Below are 19,841 nucleotides of genomic sequence, written 5' to 3'. Positions count from 1 at the left end.
AAACGTGATTCTACCGGCTGTTGCGGGCCAGCCCAAATTGGGGGTGACCCAAGGCCCACGGCGGGTGTTCGGTATTCCGAATCGATTCGGTGCAGGGGCGACAGCGGCGGCGCAAGAAAAAAAGGCGCCCCAACAGGGGCGCCGTGCAGGGGCCGGGCGGCATTGCCGCTCAGGCGCGCTTATTTTCCAGAGCTTCCACCACTGCGGTAGGCCTTGAAGAAATCGGTCTGCGAAGGATCGAGCACGAGCACATCGCTCTTCTTGGCAAAGCTGGCCTTGTAGGCCTCCAGGCTGCGGTAGAACTGCGCAAACTGCGGGTCCTTGCCAAAGGCCTCGGCGTAGGTCCGGGCGGCCTCGGCATCGCCCTCGCCCTTGATCTTCTGGGCATCACGGTAGGCATTGGCGATGGTGATCTCGCGCTGGCGATCGGCCTCGGCGCGGATCTTCTCGCCTTCGGCGGCGCCGGTGGAGCGCAGCTCGTTGGCCACGCGCTTGCGCTCGGCCTCCATGCGGCGGTAGACCGATTCCGTGATCGTCTCGGCATAGTCCACGCGCGTGATGCGCACATCGACCACGTCCACGCCCCAGGGCTTGGCGCCGCGCACGGTCTCCAGCACTTCGCGCTTGACGTCGTTCATCAGCGCATCGCGCTTGCTGGACAGCAGTTCGCGCACGGTGCGGCGGTTGATTTCCTCCTGGAAGGCATTGCGCACCACGCGGTTGAGCTGCATGGCGCCAGCCGACTCGTCCAGGCCCACATTGCGGATGTACTCCGACGGATCGGAGATGCGCCAGCGCACGTACCAGTCGATGACCACGCGCTGCTTTTCGGCAGTGAGCATGGGCTCGGTGTCGGTGCTGTCCAGCGTGAGCAGGCGCTTGTCGATGTAGCGCACGTTCTGGAACGGCGGCGGCATCTTGATGTTCAGGCCCGGCTCGGTGATCACTTCCTTGATCTGACCCAGGGCATAGACCACGCCGAACTGGCGCTGATCGACGACGAACAGCATGGAGCTGAGCAGCGCGAGCGCCAGAAGAATGCTGGTGATGAAAAATCCAACTCGGTTCACTTGGGCTGCTCCTCAGCGTGCTTCGCGGTCACGGCTGCGACTGCTGTCGCGGCTGCGCGCATCGTTCGAAAGGCCGGGAATGGCGGCAGGCGCAGGCGCCTGGGTGCTGGGGGCCGCCGAGCTGTCGGCTGCCGGCACATTGCCGCTCACGCCTTGCATGATCTTGTCCAGCGGCAGGTACAGCAGGTTGGAGCCCTGGCGCGATTCAACCAGCACCTTGGTCACGTTGCCGTAGATCTGCTGCATGGTTTCCAGGTACATGCGGTCGCGCGTGACCTGGGGCGCCTTCTGGTACTCGGTGAACACCGAGCTGAAGCGCTGCGCATCACCCTGGGCCTGGGCCACGATGCGGGCCTTGTAGCCGTTGGACTCTTCCAGCAGGCGCGCTGCCGAGCCGGCTGCGCGCGGCACCACGTCGTTGGCGTAGGCCTGCGCTTCGTTCTTGGCACGCTCACGCTCCTGGCCGGCACGCAGCACGTCGTCGAAGGCCGCCTGGACCTGCTCGGGCGGACGCACGCCGCCTTGCTGCAGGTTGATGCCCACGACTTCCACGCCCACCTTGTAGCGGTCCAGGATGGTCTGCATCAGGTCGCGCACGCGCGGGGCGATCTGGTCGCGCTCCTCGGCCAGCGCCGTATCCATCTTCATCTTGCCGACGACTTCGCGCACGGCAGTCTCTGCGGCCTGGACCACGGCCTCGGACGGGTTCTTGCTCTCGAACAGCCAGGCGCGCGCGTCGCTCAGGCGGTACTGAACGGCGAACTTGATCTCGACGATGTTCTCGTCCTCGGTGAGCATGGCCGACTCGCGCAGGCCCGTGCTCTTGATGATGGTGTCGCGCCCCACGTCGGCCGAGCGGATCTGCGTCACGAAGACCAGTTCATGGCGCTGGATCGGGTACGGCAGCCGCCAGTTGATGCCGGCGCCCACCGTGCTCTTGTACTTGCCGAACTGGGTGATGACGGCCTGCTGGCCTTCCTGGACGATGAAGATGCCCGTGCCCATCCAGATGATGAAGGCAATGCCGGCGATCAGGCCCACGCCCATGCCGGCGCTGCGCATGTCCGGCGGCTGGCTGCCACCGCCATTGCGGATGGGCGGCTGGCCACGACCGCCGCCCGGCTTGCCGCCGAACAGGCCCGAGAGCTTGCGGTTGAGGTCGCGCCACAGCTCATCCAGATCAGGCGGCTGGCCGCCGCCCGACGAGGGGCGGTTGTCACGGCTGTCGCGGTTGTCGCGTGCAGGCTCCGCAGGCGGGGGCGGCGGCGCGGGACGGTCGGCATCGGGGCGCGAAGCATCGTCGTTCTTGTCGTCGCCACGTCCCCATCGCGGATCATTCAGGTTGAACATCCCGCGAAGGCGCTGCGGCAGCATCGCCCAGCGATGGGCGCGTTGTGAAAGATTCATGCGAGAAGTCTCGGTTTCTTCGGTAAAGACAGGGACCCAATCGGCATTTTGCCCAATCAGGGCGCTAGCCCCTAGTATTCGGCGTCCTGCCCAGGGGGCATCGCGCCATCCACCTCCTCCTGATCCCGCTCATCACCACCGTGCGCTTCGGCGTGTTCCGCCTCCGCGCGCAGCGCATGCTCGGCCAGCAACTGCCGCAGCTGTGGCAGTCCCTCGCCGGAGCGGGCGCTGACGAACACCCGTGAAACAGGCAGCCCGTCAAGCTCGTACTGGTCCTGCAACTGCGCTGGAAGCCGCTCCGGATCGACGGCGTCCAATTTGTTGAAAACCAGTACCAGAGGCACCTCCTGGGCACCGATTTCCTTCAGAACTTTCTGGACTTGTTGGATTTGCTCTGGGAAATTCGGATTGGAGGCGTCGACCACATGCAGCAGAAGATCGGCATCGATCGCCTCCTGCAACGTGGCCTGGAATGCATCGACCAGGCCATGCGGCAGGTCGCGGATGAACCCCACGGTATCCGACAGGGACACCGATTGCTGGGCTTCATTCAGGTACAGCTGGCGCGTGGTCGTGTCCAGCGTGGCGAACAGCTGGTCGGCCGCATAGGCGCGCGCCTTGACCAGCGCATTGAACAGCGTGGACTTGCCGGCGTTGGTGTAGCCAACCAGAGAGATATTGAAGATGCCATGGCGCTCGCGCCGCCGACGCTGCGTGGCGCGCTGCTTCTTGACCTTCTGCAGCCGCTCCTTGGTGCGCTTGATCGACTCGTCGATCATGCGGCGGTCCAGCTCGATCTGCTTCTCGCCAGGGCCGCCACGGCCGCCGATGCCGCCCATCTGCCGCTCCAGGTGGGTCCAGCGCCGCACGAGGCGCGTGGCCACGTATTGCAGGCGCGCCAGCTCCACCTGCAGCTTGCCTTCATGGCTGCGCGCGCGCTGGGCGAAGATCTCCAGGATCAACAGGGTGCGGTCGTTGACCGGCATCTGCAGATGGCGTTCCAGGTTGCGCTGCTGGGCCGGGCTCAGGGCCTGGTCGAACAGCACCTCCTGGGCACCGTGCATCTGGGCGAGCATGCGGATTTCGTCGGCCTTGCCGCTGCCCACGAACAGCGCCGCATCGGGCACCTTGCGCTTGCAGGTCAGGCGTGCAACGGGACGCAGGCCGGCCGTGCCGGCCAGCAGGCCCAGCTCTTCCAACTCGCCATCGAAATGGGGAAAGCCGAAATCCACGCCCACCAGCAGCACTGGCGTTGGCGTGGACCGGTCAAAAGATTCAGAACTCAAGAAAAACCTCTCCCGAAGGGTGAGGAAGCTCCCCGGCGGTGCGGGGAGGCATCAGGGCGCAGCGAGCTCAAGCGCTGGCGTCGCTGCCGGCAGCTTCGGCCGTGGAGAAGTTCACGGCGCGGCCGGGAACAATGGTGGAGATGGCGTGCTTGTAAACCATCTGCGTGACGGTGTTGCGAAGCAGAACCACGTACTGGTCGAAGGATTCGATCTGGCCTTGCAGCTTGATGCCGTTGACGAGGTAGATGGACACCGGAACATGTTCGCGGCGAAGCGCGTTCAGGAACGGGTCTTGGAGGAGTTGGCCTTTGTTGCTCACGATATTCTCCGTGTTCGAAGAGTGTTGTTGTAAACCGACACCTTACCACAGTGTTTTGGGGCCCTTGTTCGCACAAGGGTTTTCCCGAAATCCCGTAGCTTGTTACTTGTCCTTGTCGGCAAAAGGATTATGAGAGGTTTTCAACTCGATCCGCAACGGCGTGCCGACCAAATTGAATTCCTTCCGGAATCGCCCTTCGAGGAAGCGCTTGTAGGCCTCCGTCACATGCTCGAGCGAATTGCCGTGTATGACGATGACCGGAGGGTTCATGCCACCCTGGTGCGCATAGCGCATCTTGGGGCGGTAGATACCCGTCTTCTTGGGCGTCTGGAACTGTACGGCCTCCATCAGCAGGCGCGTGAGCACCGGCGTGGGCATCTTGCAGGTGGCAGCCTTGTGCGCCTGGATGATGGAGTTCCACAGCGGACCCAGGCCCTGGCGCTTTTCCGCCGAGATGAAATGCATGGGAGCGAACTTGAGGAAGGACAGGCGCGTCTCGATCGAGCGCTCCAGCATCTGGCGCTGGTAGTCGTCCACCGCATCCCATTTGTTCACGGCCAGCACCACGGCACGGCCGCTTTCCAGCACGTAGCCGGCAATGTGCGCATCCTGGTCGGTCACGCCCTGCGTGGCATCGATGAGCAGCAGCACGACGTTGGCGCTCTCGATGGCCTGCAGCGTCTTGACCACGGAGAACTTCTCGATCGCCTCGAACACCCGGCCCTTGCGGCGCAGGCCTGCCGTGTCGATCAGCTCGAACTTCTGGCCGGCGCGCTCGAAGGGCACCGAGATGGCGTCGCGCGTAGTGCCCGGCATGTCGAAGGCGACCAGCCGCTCCTCACCCAGCCAGGTGTTGATCAGCGTGGATTTGCCGACATTGGGGCGCCCTGCCACGGTGAGGCGGATGGGCTTCTGGGCCACATCGTCGAAGGGGTCGTCTTCCTCGGGCTCGGGCAGGTTGAGCTGGCCCAGGGCCAGGTCGAGCAGGTCGCGCACGCCCTGCCCGTGTGCTGCGGAAACCGGCAGCACGTCGCCCAGGCCCAGTTCGTAGAACTCGGTCAGCTGCACGCCTTCCTTCATGCCCTCGGCCTTGTTGGCCACGAGCACGCAGGGCTTGCCCAGCCGGCGCAGGTACTTGGCGATGTCGTGGTCCTGGGCGGACATGCCCAGGCGCGCATCGACAACGAAGACCACGACGTCAGCCTCGGCAACAGCCTGCTGCGTCTGGCGCGCCATCTCCTTGAAGATGCCGCTGGATGCATCTGGCTCAAAACCGCCGGTATCGATCACGATGTACTCGTGCTTACCCTGGCGGCCCTGTCCATAGTGGCGGTCACGCGTGAGGCCCGCGAAATCCGCGACGATTGCATCCCTCGACTTGGTCAGCCGATTGAACAGCGTCGATTTGCCCACATTGGGTCGCCCTACCAGGGCAATAACTGGCTTCATTCCCGAAAATACCTATCAATCCGGCCTGAAGCCGTACACAGTTCCGCTGCGGCTTACCACCACCAGCGTATTGGCAGCCGATACCGGGGGCGAGGCCACGCCGGAGTCGTCCGTCTTCAATCGTGCCAGCGCCTGTCCGTCCGTCTTGGACAGCAGGTGCACCACACCATAGTCATCACCAAACACCACCGAGCGGCCCAGCATCAACGGCGCCGTCAGGCGGCGGTGCTGCAGCTGGTCGATGGACCACACGCGCGAGCCGTCGCCGCGGCGCCAGGCCTGGACGGTGCCATTGCTCTCGGCGCCGAACACGGAATCACCATCGCCGTCGATGCCATCGGCACCCTTGGACGGCTGGGTCCAGCGCACCGATGCGTTTTGCGTATCCACACAGCCCACGGCAGCCTGGAAGGCACGCGCGCAGACGCTGTCACCGACACGGCTGACGCGGCCCACGAGGTCCACCAGGCGCTCCACGTCATTGGTGCCGCGCGGGCTGGCCAGCGGGGCCTCCCAGCGCACGGCGCCGGTGTCGGGATCGATACCCACCATGCGGCCCGACAGGCCGGCCACCAGCGTGTTGCCCACGGCGATCAGCACGCCGGGCTGGCGCAGCACCAGGGGCTCGCCCGGGCGCTGTGCGGTCCACAGCTTGCGGCCGTTGGCGGCATCGAAAGCGGCCAGCGAGCGGTCGGCTGCCAGCACGAAGACGCGGCCTCCCGCGACCAGCGGCGGCGTGTAGGCGGCTGCGGGCAGCGGCTGCTTCCACAGCTGCTTGCCTTGCGAGTAGACGATGACCTGGTTGCTGCGCGTCAGCACGGCCTGGCGCTCGGCGTCACCGCCCACGCCTGCGGTCAGCGGCTCGCCCACAGTGAAGCGCGACAGCTGGCTTCCGTTGCGTGCATCGAGGGCCGTGACGCTGCCGTCCTTGGCAGCGATCAGCAGCGTGTCGCCCTGCACATGGATGTCGGTGGCCAGCGGCACTTCGGCGCCGAGCTTGGCGGTCCAGGCCTGGTGCACGGCCAGCAGGCCGGGGTTGGCACCCAGCTCCTGGGGCTTGGGCTTGGTGTCGCTGCTGAACCACGAGGACACGGTGGAGCAGCCACCCAGGGCACCGGCCAGCAGGCTCAGAGCCATCCAGCGCGCAACGCCGCGCGGGCGCGAAATCGCCATCAATTGATCAGCCGAGGTTTTCAAGGTTGCTTCTCCGAAGTCGACGTCTTGGCCTGTGCCAGCACGGTGGGTTCAGCACCCAGCGCATTGAGCTTGAACTCGATCAGACGGCCATAGTCCACGCCCTTGTCCAGGGCGGCATGGGCGCGCTGGTAGGCGTCAATGGCCTCGGCCTGCTTGCCCTGGGCCGCAAGAATGTCGCCACGGCGATCGGCCACGATGCCGGCGAAGGATTCGGGCATGCTGCCTTCCAGCGCCTTGAGGGCTTCGTCGTATTGCTTTTGCTGCTCCAGCACGGCGCTCAGGCGCAGCTTGGCCAGGGCCTTATAGCCTTCGTCGCCCTTGTCGGCCACCCAGCTCAGGGCTGCCTTGGCGTCATCGAGCTTGCCTTCGTCCACTGCAGCCTTGGCCAGCAGCAGGCCGGCCTGGGCCGCCTGCGTGGTGCCGGCGTACTTGTCCTTGAGATCGGCGAAGGCCTGGCCAGCGCGCGCCGCGTCCTTGCCAGCCAGCGCCACGTCAACGGCATGCGCCAGAGCGGCAGCCTGCGTGGCCTGGCGCTTTTCCCAGTACTGGTAGCCATTCCAGCCGGCAAAGCCGACGAAGATGACCACGAGCACGCCGGTGATCAACGTGCCCCAGGTATTCCAGAAATGCTTGAGCTGCTCTATCTGCTCTTGTTCTTCGAGATCGAAATGGTTTGCCATGGATCGCCTGTGTCGCTTTATGTATGGAGGTCGCCGCTGGAGCGGTCGCTTGAAAAGCTGCGGATGCTGGTCAAACCGCCGATTGTAGGGTGGCAGCCCATTGGGCCGCATCAGCCAGGGCTTGCTGCACCTGCTGGCCCGCGCCGTCGCGCAGCGACTTGACGGTGACCAGGCCCTGCTGCAGCTCATCGGAGCCGAAGATCAGCGCGAAATGTGCGCCGCTGGCATCGGCCTTCTTGAACTGCGACTTCATGCTGCCCATGCCTTCGGCGCTGGCCGCGTGCATCTGCACGCGCACACCGGCCTCGCGCAGCTGCTGCAGGGTGCGCAGCGCCACGGGCATGGCCGCCACATCGGGGACGATGGCATAGGCATGCAGCGTGGGCGCGGGAATGTCGGTGCCGAGCTCCTTGACGAGTTCCAGCACGCGCTCCACACCCAATGCCCAGCCCACGGCAGGCGCGCTCTTGCCGCCCACCTGTTCGATCAGGTAGTCGTAGCGGCCGCCCGCGCAGATGGTGCCCTGCGAGCCCAGCATGTCGGTGATGAACTCGAACACCGTCAGGTTGTAGTAGTCCAGGCCGCGCACCAGGCGCGGGTTCACGGTCCAGGGCACGCCGTTGGCGTCCAGGATGGCCTTGAGCCCGTCGAAGTGGGCCAGCGAGCCCTCGCCCAGGAAGTCCAGCAGGCGCGGCGCGCCGTTGACCATGTCCTGCATGGCGGGGTTCTTGGTGTCCAGCACGCGCAGCGGGTTGCTGTACATGCGGCGCTTGGCCTCTTCGTCCATCACGTCCTGGTGCTGCTCCAGGTAGGCGATCAGGGCCTGGCGGTGTGCCTGGCGCTCCTCGGGCTGGCCCAGGCTGTTGATTTCCAGGCGCCACTGGGTCAGGCCCAGCTGCTTCCACAGGGAAACGGCCAGCATGATGAGTTCGGCATCGACATCGGGGCCGGCAAAGCCCAGGGCCTCGGCGCCGATCTGGTGGAACTGGCGGTAACGGCCGCGCTGCGGGCGCTCATGGCGGAACATGGGCCCCATGTACCACATGCGCTTGCCGCCGTCGTACAGCAGATTGTTCTCGATGGTGGCGCGCACCAGGCTGGCCGTGCCTTCGGGGCGCAGCGTCAGGCGCTCGCCGTTGAGCTTGTCCTCGAAGGAGTACATCTCCTTCTCGACAATGTCCGTCACCTCGCCGATGCCACGAACGAACAGCTGCGTATGCTCGACGATGGGCGTGCGCACGTTGCGGTAGGCAAAGCGCGCCATCAATTCACGCACCTGCGCTTCCAGCCATTCCCAGCGAGCGGACTCGGCGGGAAGAATGTCGTTCATGCCTTTGACGGCGGAAAGTTTTTCGGGTTTGGCCACGTTGTTCTCGTTCGATGAATGCTCGGAAACAGGCGCTGACCCCGCTTTTTTCGCCCCATGCTCTCAACGCCTGTTTCGCGTGAGAGCCAATGAGGCAAAGCGTGGTGCGCTATCTATTTTGCAATAACTGCAATGCTCGGTGCAGCCGATCAGGCGGGTGCAGCGGCGGTGGCGCCATAGGTGCGCGCCACATAATTTTCGACCAGTGCCTGGAATTCCTCGGCAATCCGCTCGCCGCGCAGCGTGAGCGCCTTTTCCCCGTCGATGTAGACCGGGGCGGCGGGCGCCTCGCCCGTGCCGGGAAGGCTGATGCCGATGTTGGCGTGCTTGCTCTCGCCGGGGCCGTTGACGATGCAGCCCATCACGGCCACCTTCATCGCCTCGACACCGGGATACTTCATGCGCCACAGCGGCATCTGGCCACGCAGATAGTCATCGATCTGCTTGGCCAGTTCCTGGAAGGTGGTGCTGGTGGTGCGGCCGCAGCCCGGGCAGGCCGTGACGCTGGGCACGAAGATGCGCAGGCCCAGGGCCTGCAGGATTTCGGAGGCGACCACCACTTCCTGCGTGCGCGCCTCGCCGGGCTGGGGCGTGAGCGAGACGCGGATGGTGTCGCCAATGCCTTCCTGCAGCAGCACGGACAGCGCGGCGGCCGAGGCCACCGTGCCCTTGGTGCCCATGCCGGCTTCGGTCAGGCCCAGGTGCAGCGCATAGTCGCAGCGTTGCGCAAGGGCCCGGTAGACCGAGATCAGGTCCTGCACGCCGCTGACCTTGCACGACAGGATGATGTTGTCGCCGTTCAGCCCCATGGACTCGGCCAGGCGCGCGGAATCGACGGCAGAGGAAATCAGCGCCTCGAACATGACCTGGCGCGTGTCCCAGGGCTGGGCGCGGCGCGAGTTCTCGTCCATCAGCCGGGCCATCAATTCCTGGTCCAGCGAGCCCCAGTTGACACCGATGCGCACGGCCTTGTCGTAGCGGGCCGCCGCCTCGATCATCTGGCCGAACTGCTTGTCCTTCTTGTCGCCCTTGCCCACGTTGCCGGGGTTGATGCGGTACTTGGACAGCGCCTCGGCACAGGCCGGGTATTCGGTGAGCAGGCGGTGGCCGTTGTAGTGGAAGTCACCCACCAGCGGCACGTACTCGCCCATGCGGTCCAGCTGCTCGCGGATGTAGGGCACGGCGGCGGCCGCCTCGGGCGTGTTGACGGTGATGCGCACCATCTCCGAGCCGGCCTGGGCCAGCTGGCGCACCTGGATGGCCGTCTCGACCGCGTCCACCGTATCGGTGTTGGTCATGGACTGCACGCGCACAGGCGCATCGCCACCCACGGTGACGACGTTGTTGCGCCAGACCACACGGGCCTGGCGGGACTTGCGCGGCAGCGGCGAGGCAATCGCTATCGGCTGCTGCGTGATGGGGAGATCTTGCACGGTCACTTCACCTCAAAGCGGGCCACATTGTCGCGGGTGGTCTTGGCGACTTCCAGCAATTCGCCACGCACACGCACCTCGGTGCCGCTGGCATTGCCGACGATGACCGACAGCGGCAGCGCGCCCTCGGCGCCAATGGATTCACCGGCCGCCAGCGTCTTTTGCAGCACCACGCGGCCGCTGGAATCCTTGACCTGTACCCACGATTGTGCGTTGGCCTTCATGACCAGCACGCCACCAGGCGTTTGCCCTGCGGTGGCTGCCGATGTCGCTGCTGCGCCCTCGGCAGGCGCATCGGCGGCAGGGGCAGCAGGCGTTGTGGTGGACGCAGGAGCCGGAACGGCTGCCGCTGCAGGCGCTGAAGTTGCCGGTGCAGATGCAGATGCAGATGCAGGTGCAGGTGCAGGTGCAGGTGCAGGGGCAGATGCAGCCGGCACATCGGCCGGCGTCGTCGCCGCAGGCGCAACGGGCTCCTGGGCGGCCACGGGCTCGGACACAGTCCCTGCAGGCTGCACCAGGGCAGCGGCATCGGAAGCGCCGGCCTGCGGCTCTTCGGCGTCGCCTTCATGCTTGGGCAGGAAGTAGACGGCAGCGGCAGCGGCCAGCAGCAGCAGCACGATGATGGCCACCTTGCGCGAGCCGTTTTCACGTCCCAGCGATGTTCCGGTGGCCTTGAAGGAGCGCTCCTTGAACGTGGCGTTGATGCTGCCGCGATCATCGGCCAGGCTCTTGAGCTGGGTGCGCGGCAGCAGGGCCAGCACCGATGCCGAGTCCATGCGCAGCGTGCGGCAGACGCTTTGCGCCAGCGCCCGCATGAAGACATGGTCCTGGAATGCGGCGTAGTCATCCGCCTCCAGCGCCTCCAGCTTGGGGGCTGGCACCTTGAGTGCCGCCGCCAGCCCGGCCAGAGACAGACCCGCCGCCTCGCGCGCCTGGCGCAGCAGCGTGCCCGCCGTCATGGAAGTTTGTGCGTTCTCGCCTTGCGTACCTGCTTCGTCATGCACCGCCAACACCTCACTCATTGAATGCTCCACGCTCGTAGGCCAGCCATTGGCGGGACTCGGGGAAGCGCTGGTGCAGCTGGTCAGCCAGCTGCCGCATCGCTGCAGATTGCTGCAGCGCCCTCTCTATCTTGATCCCCAGCCACAGGCTTTCCGCATTGGACTGGGGACTGCTGTTCAGGCGCCGGATGTAGAACTGCGCCCTCTTGGCATCGCCGCCCTGCAGCATCACGTTGCTCAGGTGGTAGGCGATCACCGGGTTGGCGGGATCGAGTTCATAGCCCTTGAGCAGCGCCTGCTGGGCCTCGACCAGCAGGCCGGCCTGCTGCAGGCACAGGCCCTTGGCCATCCAGGTCTTGGGGCGCTCCAGGTAGCCGGGCTGGGCCAGGGCCTTGTCCAGCCATTCCTGGGCTTGCGCGTATTGCTTGCGCTGGCACAGCAGCCAGCCGTAGTTGTGCTGCAGGTCGCCGTCCTGGGGACGCAGCGACATCGCCTTGCGCAGGCTGACGTCGGCCTGATCCCAGTCCTGGTTGCGCATGTAGATCAGGGCCAGCAGGCCGTAGCCGTCGGCGGAACTGGGGTCAGCGGCCAGCGCCTGGTTCACCTCTTCCAGGGCCACATCGATGCGGCCAGCCTGGAAATAGGAAGCCGCCAGCTCCAGGCGGATGCTTGCGCGGCGGCGGGGATCGGCCTCGGCGGCAGAAGCCATCGAGGCATTGGAGACGGAGGAAGCGTTGCCGGAGCCAGAATTCGTCGGGGGCACCAAAGGCTGCTTGCCTGCGCAGCCCGCCAAGAAAAGAACCAGCGCGGGCACTGCCCAGCGCATGCCTGTACCGATATCCCCCGTTCGCAGCCGCCGAGCCACTGACTTCATGAACTGTCCTTTGTTCCGTCGGGGCATGCCAGGCATGCCCCAGGTCTTCTCAAGGCACCTGCTTGAGAACAATGGTGCGCTGCCTGGCCATGCGCTCGGCAGCGCGCGTGCGGTCCTTGACATCGCCAGCCAGCTGTCCGCAGGCTGCGTCGATGTCGTCGCCACGTGTCTTGCGCACCGTGGTCACGATGCCGGCATTGCTCAGCAGGCTGGCGAACTCCGTCACCCGCGCTGCGGGTGAACGCAGCAGCCCCGAGGCCGGGAACGGATTGAACGGAATCAGGTTGAACTTGCACCAGCTGCGGCCATCGCCACGCGCGCGGACCAACTCTATCAGTTGGCGCGCATGCTCAGGCTGGTCATTGACGCCATCGAGCATGCAGTATTCGAACGTGATGAAGTCACGGGGCGCGAATTCCAGGTAGCGCTCGCAGGCATCGAGCAGCTCGTGGATGGGGTACTTGCGGTTCAACGGCACCAGCGGGTCGCGCAGCTCGTCATTGGGCGCATGCAGCGACACGGCCATGGCCACGGCGCAGTCCTGGGACAGCCGGTCGATCATCGGCACCACGCCCGAGGTGGACACGGTCACACGGCGGCGCGAGAGGCCGTAGCCATGGTCATCGAGCATGGCGCGCAGCGCCGGCACCAGGGCCGTGTAGTTCTGCAGCGGCTCGCCCATGCCCATCATCACCACGTTGGAGATGACGCGCTCGCCGCCCGTGCCCAGGCGCTTGCGCAGCGCATGCTCGGCATACCACAGCTGAGCCAGGATCTCGCCCGTGCTGAGGTTGCGGCTGAAGCCCTGGTGACCCGTGGAGCAGAAGCGGCAGCCCACGGCGCAGCCCGCCTGGGATGACACGCACAGCGTGCCCCGATCATCTTCGGGAATGAAAACGGCTTCGACGGCATCGCCGCCCCCCACGTCGAACAGCCACTTGACTGTTCCATCGGCAGACACATGCTCGGTCAGAACCGGCAGGGCCGTGATGTGGGCACACGCCTTGAGCTTTTCGCGCAGGGACTTGGCCAGATCGCTCATCTGGTCGAAGTCGCTGGCGCCTCGCTGGTGGATCCAGCGGAACAGCTGCGTCGCGCGGAAACGCTTCTCGCCGAGTTGTTCGCAGTAAGCGGCAAGTCCGTCGAGATCAAAATCTAGCAAATTGGTATTCATGTCGGCAGGCCGGTGCCACGCCGCTCTCGGCTCTTCCGCGGCAGGCACGGCCTGCACCGGACAGACCATGACGGCCGCGGAAGACGCGGGGATTAGCGCGAGTAGACGTTCATGCCGGGGAAGAAGAAAGCCACTTCCACGGCTGCAGTTTCAGCGGCGTCAGAGCCGTGCACGGCGTTGGCGTCGATGCTGTCGGCGAAGTCGGCGCGGATCGTGCCCTTCTCAGCCTTCTTGGGGTCGGTGGCGCCCATCAGTTCGCGGTTCTTCAGGATGGCGTTCTCGCCTTCCAGAGCCTGGATCATCACGGGGCCGGAGACCATGAAGTCCACCAGGTCCTTGAAGAAAGGACGCTCCTTGTGGACGCCGTAGAACTGCTCGGCTTCGCCGCGCGACAGGTGCACCATCTTGGCAGCGATGACCTTCAGGCCAGCGCCTTCGAAGCGTGCGTAGATCTGGCCGATCACGTTCTTGGCAACGGCGTCGGGCTTGATGATGGAAAGAGTGCGTTCGATGGCCATTTGAATGGTTCCTAATCAGGGTTACTATGGATTTTTGTCAATTGGACAAAACCGTTGATTCTAGCTGTGCCATCAAAGTCCTTGATGACATGGTGCTGCCAAATGGCAGGCTTACAGGGCGGGCCGACCGCCGCTGGATGAACCAGAAGGCGGACCGCCCGGCCGCCTTTCAGCGGCGTCCTCCCGGCTTGCGCTTGGCGTTCTGGCGTGCACGCGACAGGCTGTCGGAGCCGATGTAGCCCACCGATGTACGCATCGGATCGGGCTGCTGGCTGCCGCCGCCCTTGCCCCGCCCGCCTGCGCCGCCCTGCCCCTTGCCCTGTCCCTGGCCGCCGTCAGCCTTGCCGCCCTTGGCGGCAGGCTTGGCACGCGGGCCGTCGAGCATGGCGTTGGGCGCCGGGCGATTGCCGTCGAAGTAGCGGCCGCCGCCTTCGCGGCGAACGGTGTTGCGGTCTGCCGGGCCACCACGGCGGCCTCCGGCCGGTGGCTTGGGTGCAGCGGGCGCACGCGCCTGCATGCCGGCTGCCGAAGCCAGGGACTGGATATCGGCCTGGTCCAGCTCCACCCAGGCGCCGCGCTTGAGGCCGCGCGGCAGCACCATGGCGCCGTAGCGGATGCGGATCAGCCGGCTCACGGCATGGCCCACCGCCTCGAACATGCGGCGCACTTCGCGGTTGCGGCCTTCGGAAATGGTCACGCGGTACCAGCAGTTGGCGCCTTCACCACCGCCGTCCTCAATGGAGCCGAAGGCGGCCACGCCGTCTTCCAGCTGCACGCCGTCGGTCAGGCGCTGCTTTTCTTCCTTGCTGAGCGCGCCCAGCACGCGGGCTGCGTATTCGCGCTCCAGGCCGAAGCGCGGGTGCATCAGGGAGTTGGCCAGCTCGCCCGAGCTGGTGAACAGCAGCAGGCCTTCGGTGTTCAGGTCCAGGCGACCCACCGATTGCCATTTGCCATGCTGCAGGCGAGGCAGCTTGCGGAACACCGTGGGACGGTTTTGCGGATCGTCATGCGTGACGACCTCGCCCACGGGCTTGTGATAGGCGATGACACGCGCCGGCGGCGGGTCGATGCGAAAGCGGATGGGCTGGCCATTGACCTTGATCTGGTCGCCGAACTGGATGCGCTGGCCCACGTGGGCAGGCTCGTTGTTGACCGAGATGCGGCCTTCAAGAATGAGCTGCTCCATTTCGAGGCGCGATCCCAGCCCGGCCTGGGCCAGCACCTTGTGCAGCTTGGGCGAATCGACCTGGGGCAGCAGCACGCGCTTGGCAGGCGCGGCATCGTCGCGTTCTTCGGCAGCGTCGAGTTCGCCCGAGATGACGTCCGCAAAACCGTAGCCTTCGACAGACCCCGAGTCGCTTGACTCTGATGCGTCAGCCGTCACCAGCTCTTGCACGGTGTCTTCGGCATGCACCGCCTCGGCGGCCGGACGCGGCTTGCGCACAGGCTTGGCGCCGGGCCGCGGCCCGGCCTTGGGAGCGCGCGAGCGCGCGGGGCGGGCCTTGCGCTGCGCGCCGGCCTCATCGGACGCCGGCTGGGCGTCCTGGTCTTTGGAGATATCACTACCCGTCATGGCTTTCCTTCTTCGGCCTGCTTTGCAGCGCCGTCCGTATCCGTTGTATCCGCTGTATCCGTTGCGTCTGTTGCCTCTGCCGCATCCGCTGCATCTGCCGCATCCGCCAGGTCTGCTGCATCTGCTTGAGCCGTATCTGCTGCCATTGCGGCATCTGCCCCGTCCGATTCCGTGGCATCTGTCTCGCCCTGGGGCTCTTCGGGCAAGGGAGCGTCACCGGCTGGCGCGGCCTCGTCCGCTGCCAATTCCTGCGCACCCGACTCTTCCAGCGCCTTGAACAGGCTTTGCTGGGATTCGGGCTCCTCGAGCATGGGCAACTGGTCCAGCGACTGCAGGCCCAGGTCGTCCAGAAACTGGCGCGTGGTGGCGAACAAAGAGGGCCGGCCCACGGTTTCCCGGTGGCCAATGACCTCGATCCATCCCCGGTCTTCCAGTTGCTTGATCAGCAGGCTGTTGACCGTCACGCCGCGTATGTCCTCGATGTCGCCACGCGTCACTGGCTGGCGGTAGGCGATGATCGCCAGCGTCTCCAGGGTCGCGCGGGTGTAGCGTGGCGGCTTTTCGGGATGCAGCCGGTCCAGATAGACCCGCATCTCGGGCCGGCTCTGGAAGCGCCATCCAGACGCCACCTGCACCAGCTCCACACCCTTTTGCGCCCAGTCTTTCTGCAGGTCCAGCAGCAGGTCCTTCAGCGTGTCGGAGCCCAGCACGTCATCGAACAGCGAGCGCAGCTCACGCAGCGTGACAGGCTGCGGCGCACAGATCAATGCAGTTTCCAGGACCCGCTTGGCATCTACCGTATTCATGGCTCAGCGTCTCGGGAACAAAGGCGCGCGTGCCACCAGAGGTGGCAGCCAGGGTGCGCCGAATCAAAGAAGAGGAAGCAAGCGCTCCACGGATGCCATGCGAGAGATGGTCAGAGGCTTTCGGCGGGATTGTAGCTCAGCCCCCAATTTTCCAGCGCCTGTGCCATATCGGGCGGCAGCGGCGCGCGCAGCACCAGGGCCTGGCCTGTCATGGGATGGGTGAAGGCCAGCCGGAAGGCGTGCAGCGCCTGGCGCGCCATGCCGCCAGCCTCCTTGCCGCCGTAGACGGCATCAGCCACCAGCGGGTGGCCCAGCGATGCCATGTGCACGCGGATCTGGTGGGTGCGGCCCGTGTGCAGCGTGCAGCGCACCAGACTGACTTCCTCGTTGCCGGCCAGCAGGTCGATGTCGGTGCGCGCGGTCTTGCCTGCATGCTGCGCCAGGTCGACCACGGCCATGCGCAGGCGATTGCGCGGGTCGCGGCCGATGGGCGCATCGACCTCGCGGCGCTTGCGCGGGCCCCAGGCCTTGTGGGCCAGCGCCAGGTACTGGCGGCTGACATCGCGCGCGGCGATCATGGCCACCAGCGCGTCCATGGCGGCGCGGCTGCGTGCCACCACCATGAGCCCGCTGGTGTCCTTGTCCAGGCGGTGGACGATGCCGGCGCGCGGCACCTCCCGCGCCTTGGGGTCGCGCCCCAGCAGGCCGTTGAGCAGGGTTCCAGTCCAATTGCCCGGAGCCGGGTGCACGACCAGGCCAGCCGGCTTGTTGACGACCAGCAGGTGCTCGTCCTCATACACCACGTCCAGCGCCATGTCTTCGGGCTGGAAGGCCATGCTCTGCTGCGTGGGCCGCATCTCCAGCACCATCCGGTCGCCGGCGGCCACCTTGGTGGCCGGCTTGACCAGCACACGCCCATTGAGCGTGACCGCGCCCTGCGCCAGCAGTTGCTGCAGATAGCTGCGGGAGAACTCGGCCACGCATTCGGCCAGCACCTTGTCGGCGCGCAGGCCGTGCTGGGCCGGCGGCACGGTGATCTCGCGCAGCTCGGCTGCGCCGGCCTCGACCTCGCCGCCTTCGGCCTCGTCCTCGACCGGCTCCCACGGCGATTCGCCGGGCGCAGAAGAAACAAGCCCCTGCGGGGCAGGGGCTTGTCCGGTTTGCCTGGTGCTGCGGCTCATCAGCGAGAAGGCAGGTAGCGCGAAGGATCGACAGGCTTGCCCTGGCGACGCACCTCGAAGTGCAGCTTCACGCGGTCCGCGTCGGTGCTGCCCATCTCGGCGATCTTCTGGCCCTTGCGCACGGTCTGGTCTTCCTTGACCAGCAGCGTCTGGTTGTGCGCGTAGGCCGTGAGGTAGGTGTTGTTGTGCTTGAGGATGATCAGGTTGCCATAGCCACGCAGGCCGGCGCCGGCATAGACCACGCGGCCATCGGCAGCGGCCATCACGGGATCGCCGGCCTTGCCTGCGATGTCGTAACCCTTGTTGCGCGCCTCGTCAAAACCGGCGATCAGGCTGCCCGATGCAGGCCAGATGAAGTCCACATCGTCGGCGCCCTTGCCGGCTGCGGGTGCAGGGGCGGGTGCCGGGGTCGGTGCGGGTGCAGGCGTTGCCGTGGAGCCGCCCGACGATGCCACGGGTGGCAGCGGCGTTGCCACCACGGGCGAGCCGCTGGGCGTGGAGGAGGCAGTGGACGACGGGCGCGTGCCGACGCTGTCCGAGCTGGTCGGCGGCACGACGCGCACCACCTGACCGACTTCGATCAGGTTGGGGTTCTCCAGATTGTTCCAGCGCGCGATGTCCTTCCAGCTCTGGCCGGTTTCCAGGCCGATGCGGATCAGCGTGTCACCGGGCTTGATCGTGTAGTAGCCGGGCTTGCCGGCGTTTTCGACGCCGGGCAGCGGCTTGACGGCTGCCGATGGCGAGGAAGAGGTGGAGGAGGTGGTGGTCGTTCCACGGTCCTCCACGGGAGCCCTGTTCACTTGGGATGTGCAGCCTGCCAGAACCATGCCGGCCAGCACCACCGTTCCCCAAGCCCCAAGACTTCGCGATACCAACATAAGTTATTCCCTTCTAGGCGATGCCCGATTTTAGGGGGACAAAGTTCACGGCCTCCAAAATCGACTGCGTAAACCCGTGTGAACTCTTGTCAATCACCAGCAGTGCCTGCTTACCACCCGTAACCACCATGGGGGCGACAAGCCGCCCGCCCACGGCCAGCTGGTCGCACCAGGCCGAGGGCATGCTCTCGCCGCCAGCGGCCGAGATGATGCCCGCATACGGCGCGCCGCTGCCATAGCCTTCCATGCCATCTCCAAAGATCAGATGGACATTGGTCAGCCGCCAGGGACGCAGGTTGCTGCGTGCCTTCTCGTGCAGGCCGCGCAGGCGCTCGATCGAATAGACCTCGCGTGCCACGCGCGCCAGCACCGCCGCCTGATAGCCGCAGCCCGTGCCGATTTCCAGCACGCGGCCCAGGCCCGACTTCGCGGCTTCCGAACCCAGCAGCAGCTCGGTCATGCGGGCGACCACGCTGGGCTTGGAGATCGTCTGGCCCAGGCCAATGGGCAGGCTGGTGTCTTCATAGGCCTGGTTGACCAGGGCGCTGTCCACAAAGCGGTGGCGCTCCACCGATCCCATGGCGGCCAGCACGGCCGGCGACTGTATGCCGGTGGCAGCCAGCCGCTGCACCATGCGGGCGCGCACGGCGGCCGAGTCCAGGCCGATGCCCGAAGGCTGTTGCGGGACACGGGCACCGGCCGGCGCCAGCGCAGAGCGCGCAGGCGCCGCGCGCGAGGCCGGCGCAGGGGTCTGCACCGAGCGCGCCACCCACGAGGGAACTCCGGGACGGCGCTCGCTCACGGTTGCACCGCCCCGCCCTGGGCTGCCTGCACGCCCTGGCCGGCCGACGCCAGCCTGGCCGCCGTCTGTGCCCAGTAGCCCAGGTTGTCGTGGTCGGTCAGGTCCACCTTCAGCGGCGTGACGGACACATGGCCGTGCGCCGTGGCGTGGAAGTCCGTGCCCTCCGAGTCATCCTTGGCCGCGCCTGCGCTGCCTATCCAGTACATCATTTCGCCGCGCGGGCTCTCCTGGGTGATGACGCGTTCGGCCGCATGGCGGCGGCCCAGCCGGCACAGCTTGAGGGGCTTGAGCGCGGACAAGGGCATGTTGGGAATGTTCACGTTGAGCAGCCAGGGCGACAGGCCGATCAGTTCCTGCGATTGCATGTCCATGACCAGCTGGCGCGCGGCGGCGGCAGCGGCCTCGATCTCGGACCAGCCCTTGTCCACCTGCGAGAAGGCAATGGAGGGAATGCCGAACAGAAAGCCTTCCATGGCGGCGCCCACGGTGCCGGAATAGATGGTGTCGTCGCCCATGTTGGCGCCGTTGTTGATGCCGGAGACCACCAGGTCGGGCCGGTAGCCCAGCAGGCCGGTCAGGGCGATGTGCACGCAGTCCGCAGGCGTGCCATTGACATAGCGAAAGCCGTTGTGGGCCTGGTGCACATACAGCGGCGCGTTCAGCGTCAGGGCGTTGGACTTGGCACTGTTGTTGTGCTCCGGTGCCACCACCTCGACGTCTGCCACCGTGCGCAGCGCCTCGTACAGGGCCTGGATGCCGGGCGCCTGGTAGCCGTCGTCGTTACAAATGAGAATCTTCATGGATACAGCAGGGATTGCGGGCGATTG

Annotated in this window: 19 protein-coding genes; all 19 read right to left on the bottom strand. The window is 66.0% G+C overall.

Annotated elements, in window-relative coordinates:
• Positions 1–179: 179 nt before the first annotated feature.
• Complete coding sequence (gene hflC / locus DELCS14_RS08025) at positions 180–1,070, bottom strand: protease modulator HflC (protein ID WP_012206810.1); 891 nt, start codon at positions 1,068–1,070, stop codon at positions 180–182.
• A gap of 12 nt (positions 1,071–1,082) precedes the next feature.
• Positions 1,083–2,477 carry an FtsH protease activity modulator HflK gene (hflK, locus tag DELCS14_RS08020; protein WP_012206811.1) on the bottom strand — a complete coding sequence of 465 codons (1,395 nt, stop codon included), beginning with the start codon at positions 2,475–2,477 and terminating at the stop codon, positions 1,083–1,085.
• A gap of 71 nt (positions 2,478–2,548) precedes the next feature.
• Positions 2,549–3,763 carry a GTPase HflX gene (gene hflX, locus DELCS14_RS08015; RefSeq protein ID WP_012206812.1) on the bottom strand — a complete coding sequence of 405 codons (1,215 nt, stop codon included), beginning with the start codon at positions 3,761–3,763 and terminating at the stop codon, positions 2,549–2,551.
• A gap of 67 nt (positions 3,764–3,830) precedes the next feature.
• Positions 3,831–4,082, bottom strand: coding sequence for an RNA chaperone Hfq (hfq, locus tag DELCS14_RS08010; protein ID WP_012206813.1), 252 nt, complete (start codon positions 4,080–4,082; stop codon positions 3,831–3,833).
• 102 nt (positions 4,083–4,184) lie between these two features.
• Positions 4,185–5,531 carry a ribosome biogenesis GTPase Der gene (der, locus tag DELCS14_RS08005; protein ID WP_012206814.1) on the bottom strand — a complete coding sequence of 449 codons (1,347 nt, stop codon included), beginning with the start codon at positions 5,529–5,531 and terminating at the stop codon, positions 4,185–4,187.
• A 15-nt stretch (positions 5,532–5,546) separates the two neighbouring features.
• Positions 5,547–6,704, bottom strand: coding sequence for an outer membrane protein assembly factor BamB (gene bamB, locus DELCS14_RS08000; protein ID WP_013801174.1), 1,158 nt, complete (start codon positions 6,702–6,704; stop codon positions 5,547–5,549).
• 20 nt (positions 6,705–6,724) lie between these two features.
• Positions 6,725–7,408 carry a tetratricopeptide repeat protein gene (locus DELCS14_RS07995; protein WP_012206816.1) on the bottom strand — a complete coding sequence of 228 codons (684 nt, stop codon included), beginning with the start codon at positions 7,406–7,408 and terminating at the stop codon, positions 6,725–6,727.
• 70 nt (positions 7,409–7,478) lie between these two features.
• Complete coding sequence (gene hisS / locus DELCS14_RS07990; protein WP_216595210.1) at positions 7,479–8,738, bottom strand: histidine--tRNA ligase; 1,260 nt, start codon at positions 8,736–8,738, stop codon at positions 7,479–7,481.
• A 185-nt stretch (positions 8,739–8,923) separates the two neighbouring features.
• Entirely contained in the window at positions 8,924–10,207 is a 1,284-nt protein-coding gene (gene ispG, locus DELCS14_RS07985) for a flavodoxin-dependent (E)-4-hydroxy-3-methylbut-2-enyl-diphosphate synthase (RefSeq protein WP_012206818.1), read from the bottom strand.
• A 2-nt stretch (positions 10,208–10,209) separates the two neighbouring features.
• On the bottom strand, positions 10,210–11,229 hold the full coding sequence (locus DELCS14_RS07980) for a RodZ domain-containing protein (protein ID WP_013801172.1): 1,020 nt from the start codon (positions 11,227–11,229) through the stop codon (positions 10,210–10,212).
• The gene (gene pilW / locus DELCS14_RS07975) at positions 11,222–12,034 is read right to left on the bottom strand and encodes a type IV pilus biogenesis/stability protein PilW (RefSeq protein ID WP_083829063.1); all 813 of its coding nucleotides are present in this window, start codon (positions 12,032–12,034) and stop codon (positions 11,222–11,224) included. The genes DELCS14_RS07980 and pilW overlap by 8 nt, the downstream gene beginning before the upstream one ends.
• A 97-nt stretch (positions 12,035–12,131) precedes the next feature.
• Positions 12,132–13,256, bottom strand: coding sequence for a 23S rRNA (adenine(2503)-C(2))-methyltransferase RlmN (gene rlmN / locus DELCS14_RS07970; protein ID WP_034396288.1), 1,125 nt, complete (start codon positions 13,254–13,256; stop codon positions 12,132–12,134).
• Positions 13,257–13,348: 92 nt separating this feature from the next.
• Positions 13,349–13,774 carry a nucleoside-diphosphate kinase gene (gene ndk, locus DELCS14_RS07965; RefSeq protein WP_012206822.1) on the bottom strand — a complete coding sequence of 142 codons (426 nt, stop codon included), beginning with the start codon at positions 13,772–13,774 and terminating at the stop codon, positions 13,349–13,351.
• Between the two features lie 169 nt (positions 13,775–13,943).
• Entirely contained in the window at positions 13,944–15,347 is a 1,404-nt protein-coding gene (locus DELCS14_RS07960; RefSeq protein WP_013801169.1) for a pseudouridine synthase, read from the bottom strand.
• Positions 15,344–16,153, bottom strand: a complete 810-nt coding sequence (scpB, locus tag DELCS14_RS07955; RefSeq protein ID WP_013801168.1) for an SMC-Scp complex subunit ScpB — start codon at positions 16,151–16,153, stop codon at positions 15,344–15,346. The genes DELCS14_RS07960 and scpB overlap by 4 nt, the downstream gene beginning before the upstream one ends.
• Positions 16,154–16,263: 110 nt before the next feature.
• Positions 16,264–17,334: an RluA family pseudouridine synthase gene (locus tag DELCS14_RS07950; protein ID WP_013801167.1), complete on the bottom strand. Its 1,071-nt coding sequence runs from the start codon at positions 17,332–17,334 to the stop codon at positions 16,264–16,266.
• Positions 17,334–18,212: a peptidoglycan DD-metalloendopeptidase family protein gene (locus tag DELCS14_RS07945; RefSeq protein WP_012206826.1), complete on the bottom strand. Its 879-nt coding sequence runs from the start codon at positions 18,210–18,212 to the stop codon at positions 17,334–17,336. The genes DELCS14_RS07950 and DELCS14_RS07945 overlap by 1 nt, the downstream gene beginning before the upstream one ends.
• Before the next feature lie 13 nt (positions 18,213–18,225).
• Complete coding sequence (locus DELCS14_RS07940) at positions 18,226–19,014, bottom strand: protein-L-isoaspartate(D-aspartate) O-methyltransferase (RefSeq protein ID WP_013801166.1); 789 nt, start codon at positions 19,012–19,014, stop codon at positions 18,226–18,228.
• On the bottom strand, positions 19,011–19,814 hold the full coding sequence (gene surE, locus DELCS14_RS07935; protein ID WP_013801165.1) for a 5'/3'-nucleotidase SurE: 804 nt from the start codon (positions 19,812–19,814) through the stop codon (positions 19,011–19,013). Before surE ends, DELCS14_RS07940 begins: the two co-directional genes overlap by 4 nt.
• Positions 19,815–19,841: the final 27 nt, after the last annotated feature.

The sequence above is a fragment of the Delftia sp. Cs1-4 genome (assembly GCF_000214395.1).
Taxonomy (GTDB): Bacteria; Pseudomonadota; Gammaproteobacteria; order Burkholderiales; family Burkholderiaceae_C; genus Comamonas; species Comamonas acidovorans.
The sequence above is the reverse complement of the archived record's forward strand: the minus strand, read 5'-3'. Positions and strand labels throughout refer to the sequence as shown.

What these genes read in the sequence shown, in the direction of transcription:
- der (WP_012206814.1), bottom strand. Translation starts at nt 5,531, where the DNA reads ATGAAGCCAGTTATTGCCCTGGTAGGGCGACCCAATGTGGGCAAATCG.
- bamB (WP_013801174.1), bottom strand. Translation starts at nt 6,704, where the DNA reads ATGGCGATTTCGCGCCCGCGCGGCGTTGCGCGCTGGATGGCTCTGAGC.
- scpB (WP_013801168.1), bottom strand. Translation starts at nt 16,153, where the DNA reads ATGAATACGGTAGATGCCAAGCGGGTCCTGGAAACTGCATTGATCTGT.
- DELCS14_RS07995 (WP_012206816.1), bottom strand. Translation starts at nt 7,408, where the DNA reads ATGGCAAACCATTTCGATCTCGAAGAACAAGAGCAGATAGAGCAGCTC.
- DELCS14_RS07950 (WP_013801167.1), bottom strand. Translation starts at nt 17,334, where the DNA reads ATGAGCCGCAGCACCAGGCAAACCGGACAAGCCCCTGCCCCGCAGGGG.
- pilW (WP_083829063.1), bottom strand. Translation starts at nt 12,034, where the DNA reads ATGCGCTGGGCAGTGCCCGCGCTGGTTCTTTTCTTGGCGGGCTGCGCA.
- rlmN (WP_034396288.1), bottom strand. Translation starts at nt 13,256, where the DNA reads ATGAATACCAATTTGCTAGATTTTGATCTCGACGGACTTGCCGCTTAC.
- hflK (WP_012206811.1), bottom strand. Translation starts at nt 2,477, where the DNA reads ATGAATCTTTCACAACGCGCCCATCGCTGGGCGATGCTGCCGCAGCGC.
- hisS (WP_216595210.1), bottom strand. Translation starts at nt 8,738, where the DNA reads ATGAACGACATTCTTCCCGCCGAGTCCGCTCGCTGGGAATGGCTGGAA.
- DELCS14_RS07960 (WP_013801169.1), bottom strand. Translation starts at nt 15,347, where the DNA reads ATGACGGGTAGTGATATCTCCAAAGACCAGGACGCCCAGCCGGCGTCC.
- ndk (WP_012206822.1), bottom strand. Translation starts at nt 13,774, where the DNA reads ATGGCCATCGAACGCACTCTTTCCATCATCAAGCCCGACGCCGTTGCC.
- DELCS14_RS07945 (WP_012206826.1), bottom strand. Translation starts at nt 18,212, where the DNA reads ATGTTGGTATCGCGAAGTCTTGGGGCTTGGGGAACGGTGGTGCTGGCC.
- surE (WP_013801165.1), bottom strand. Translation starts at nt 19,814, where the DNA reads ATGAAGATTCTCATTTGTAACGACGACGGCTACCAGGCGCCCGGCATC.
- DELCS14_RS07980 (WP_013801172.1), bottom strand. Translation starts at nt 11,229, where the DNA reads ATGAGTGAGGTGTTGGCGGTGCATGACGAAGCAGGTACGCAAGGCGAG.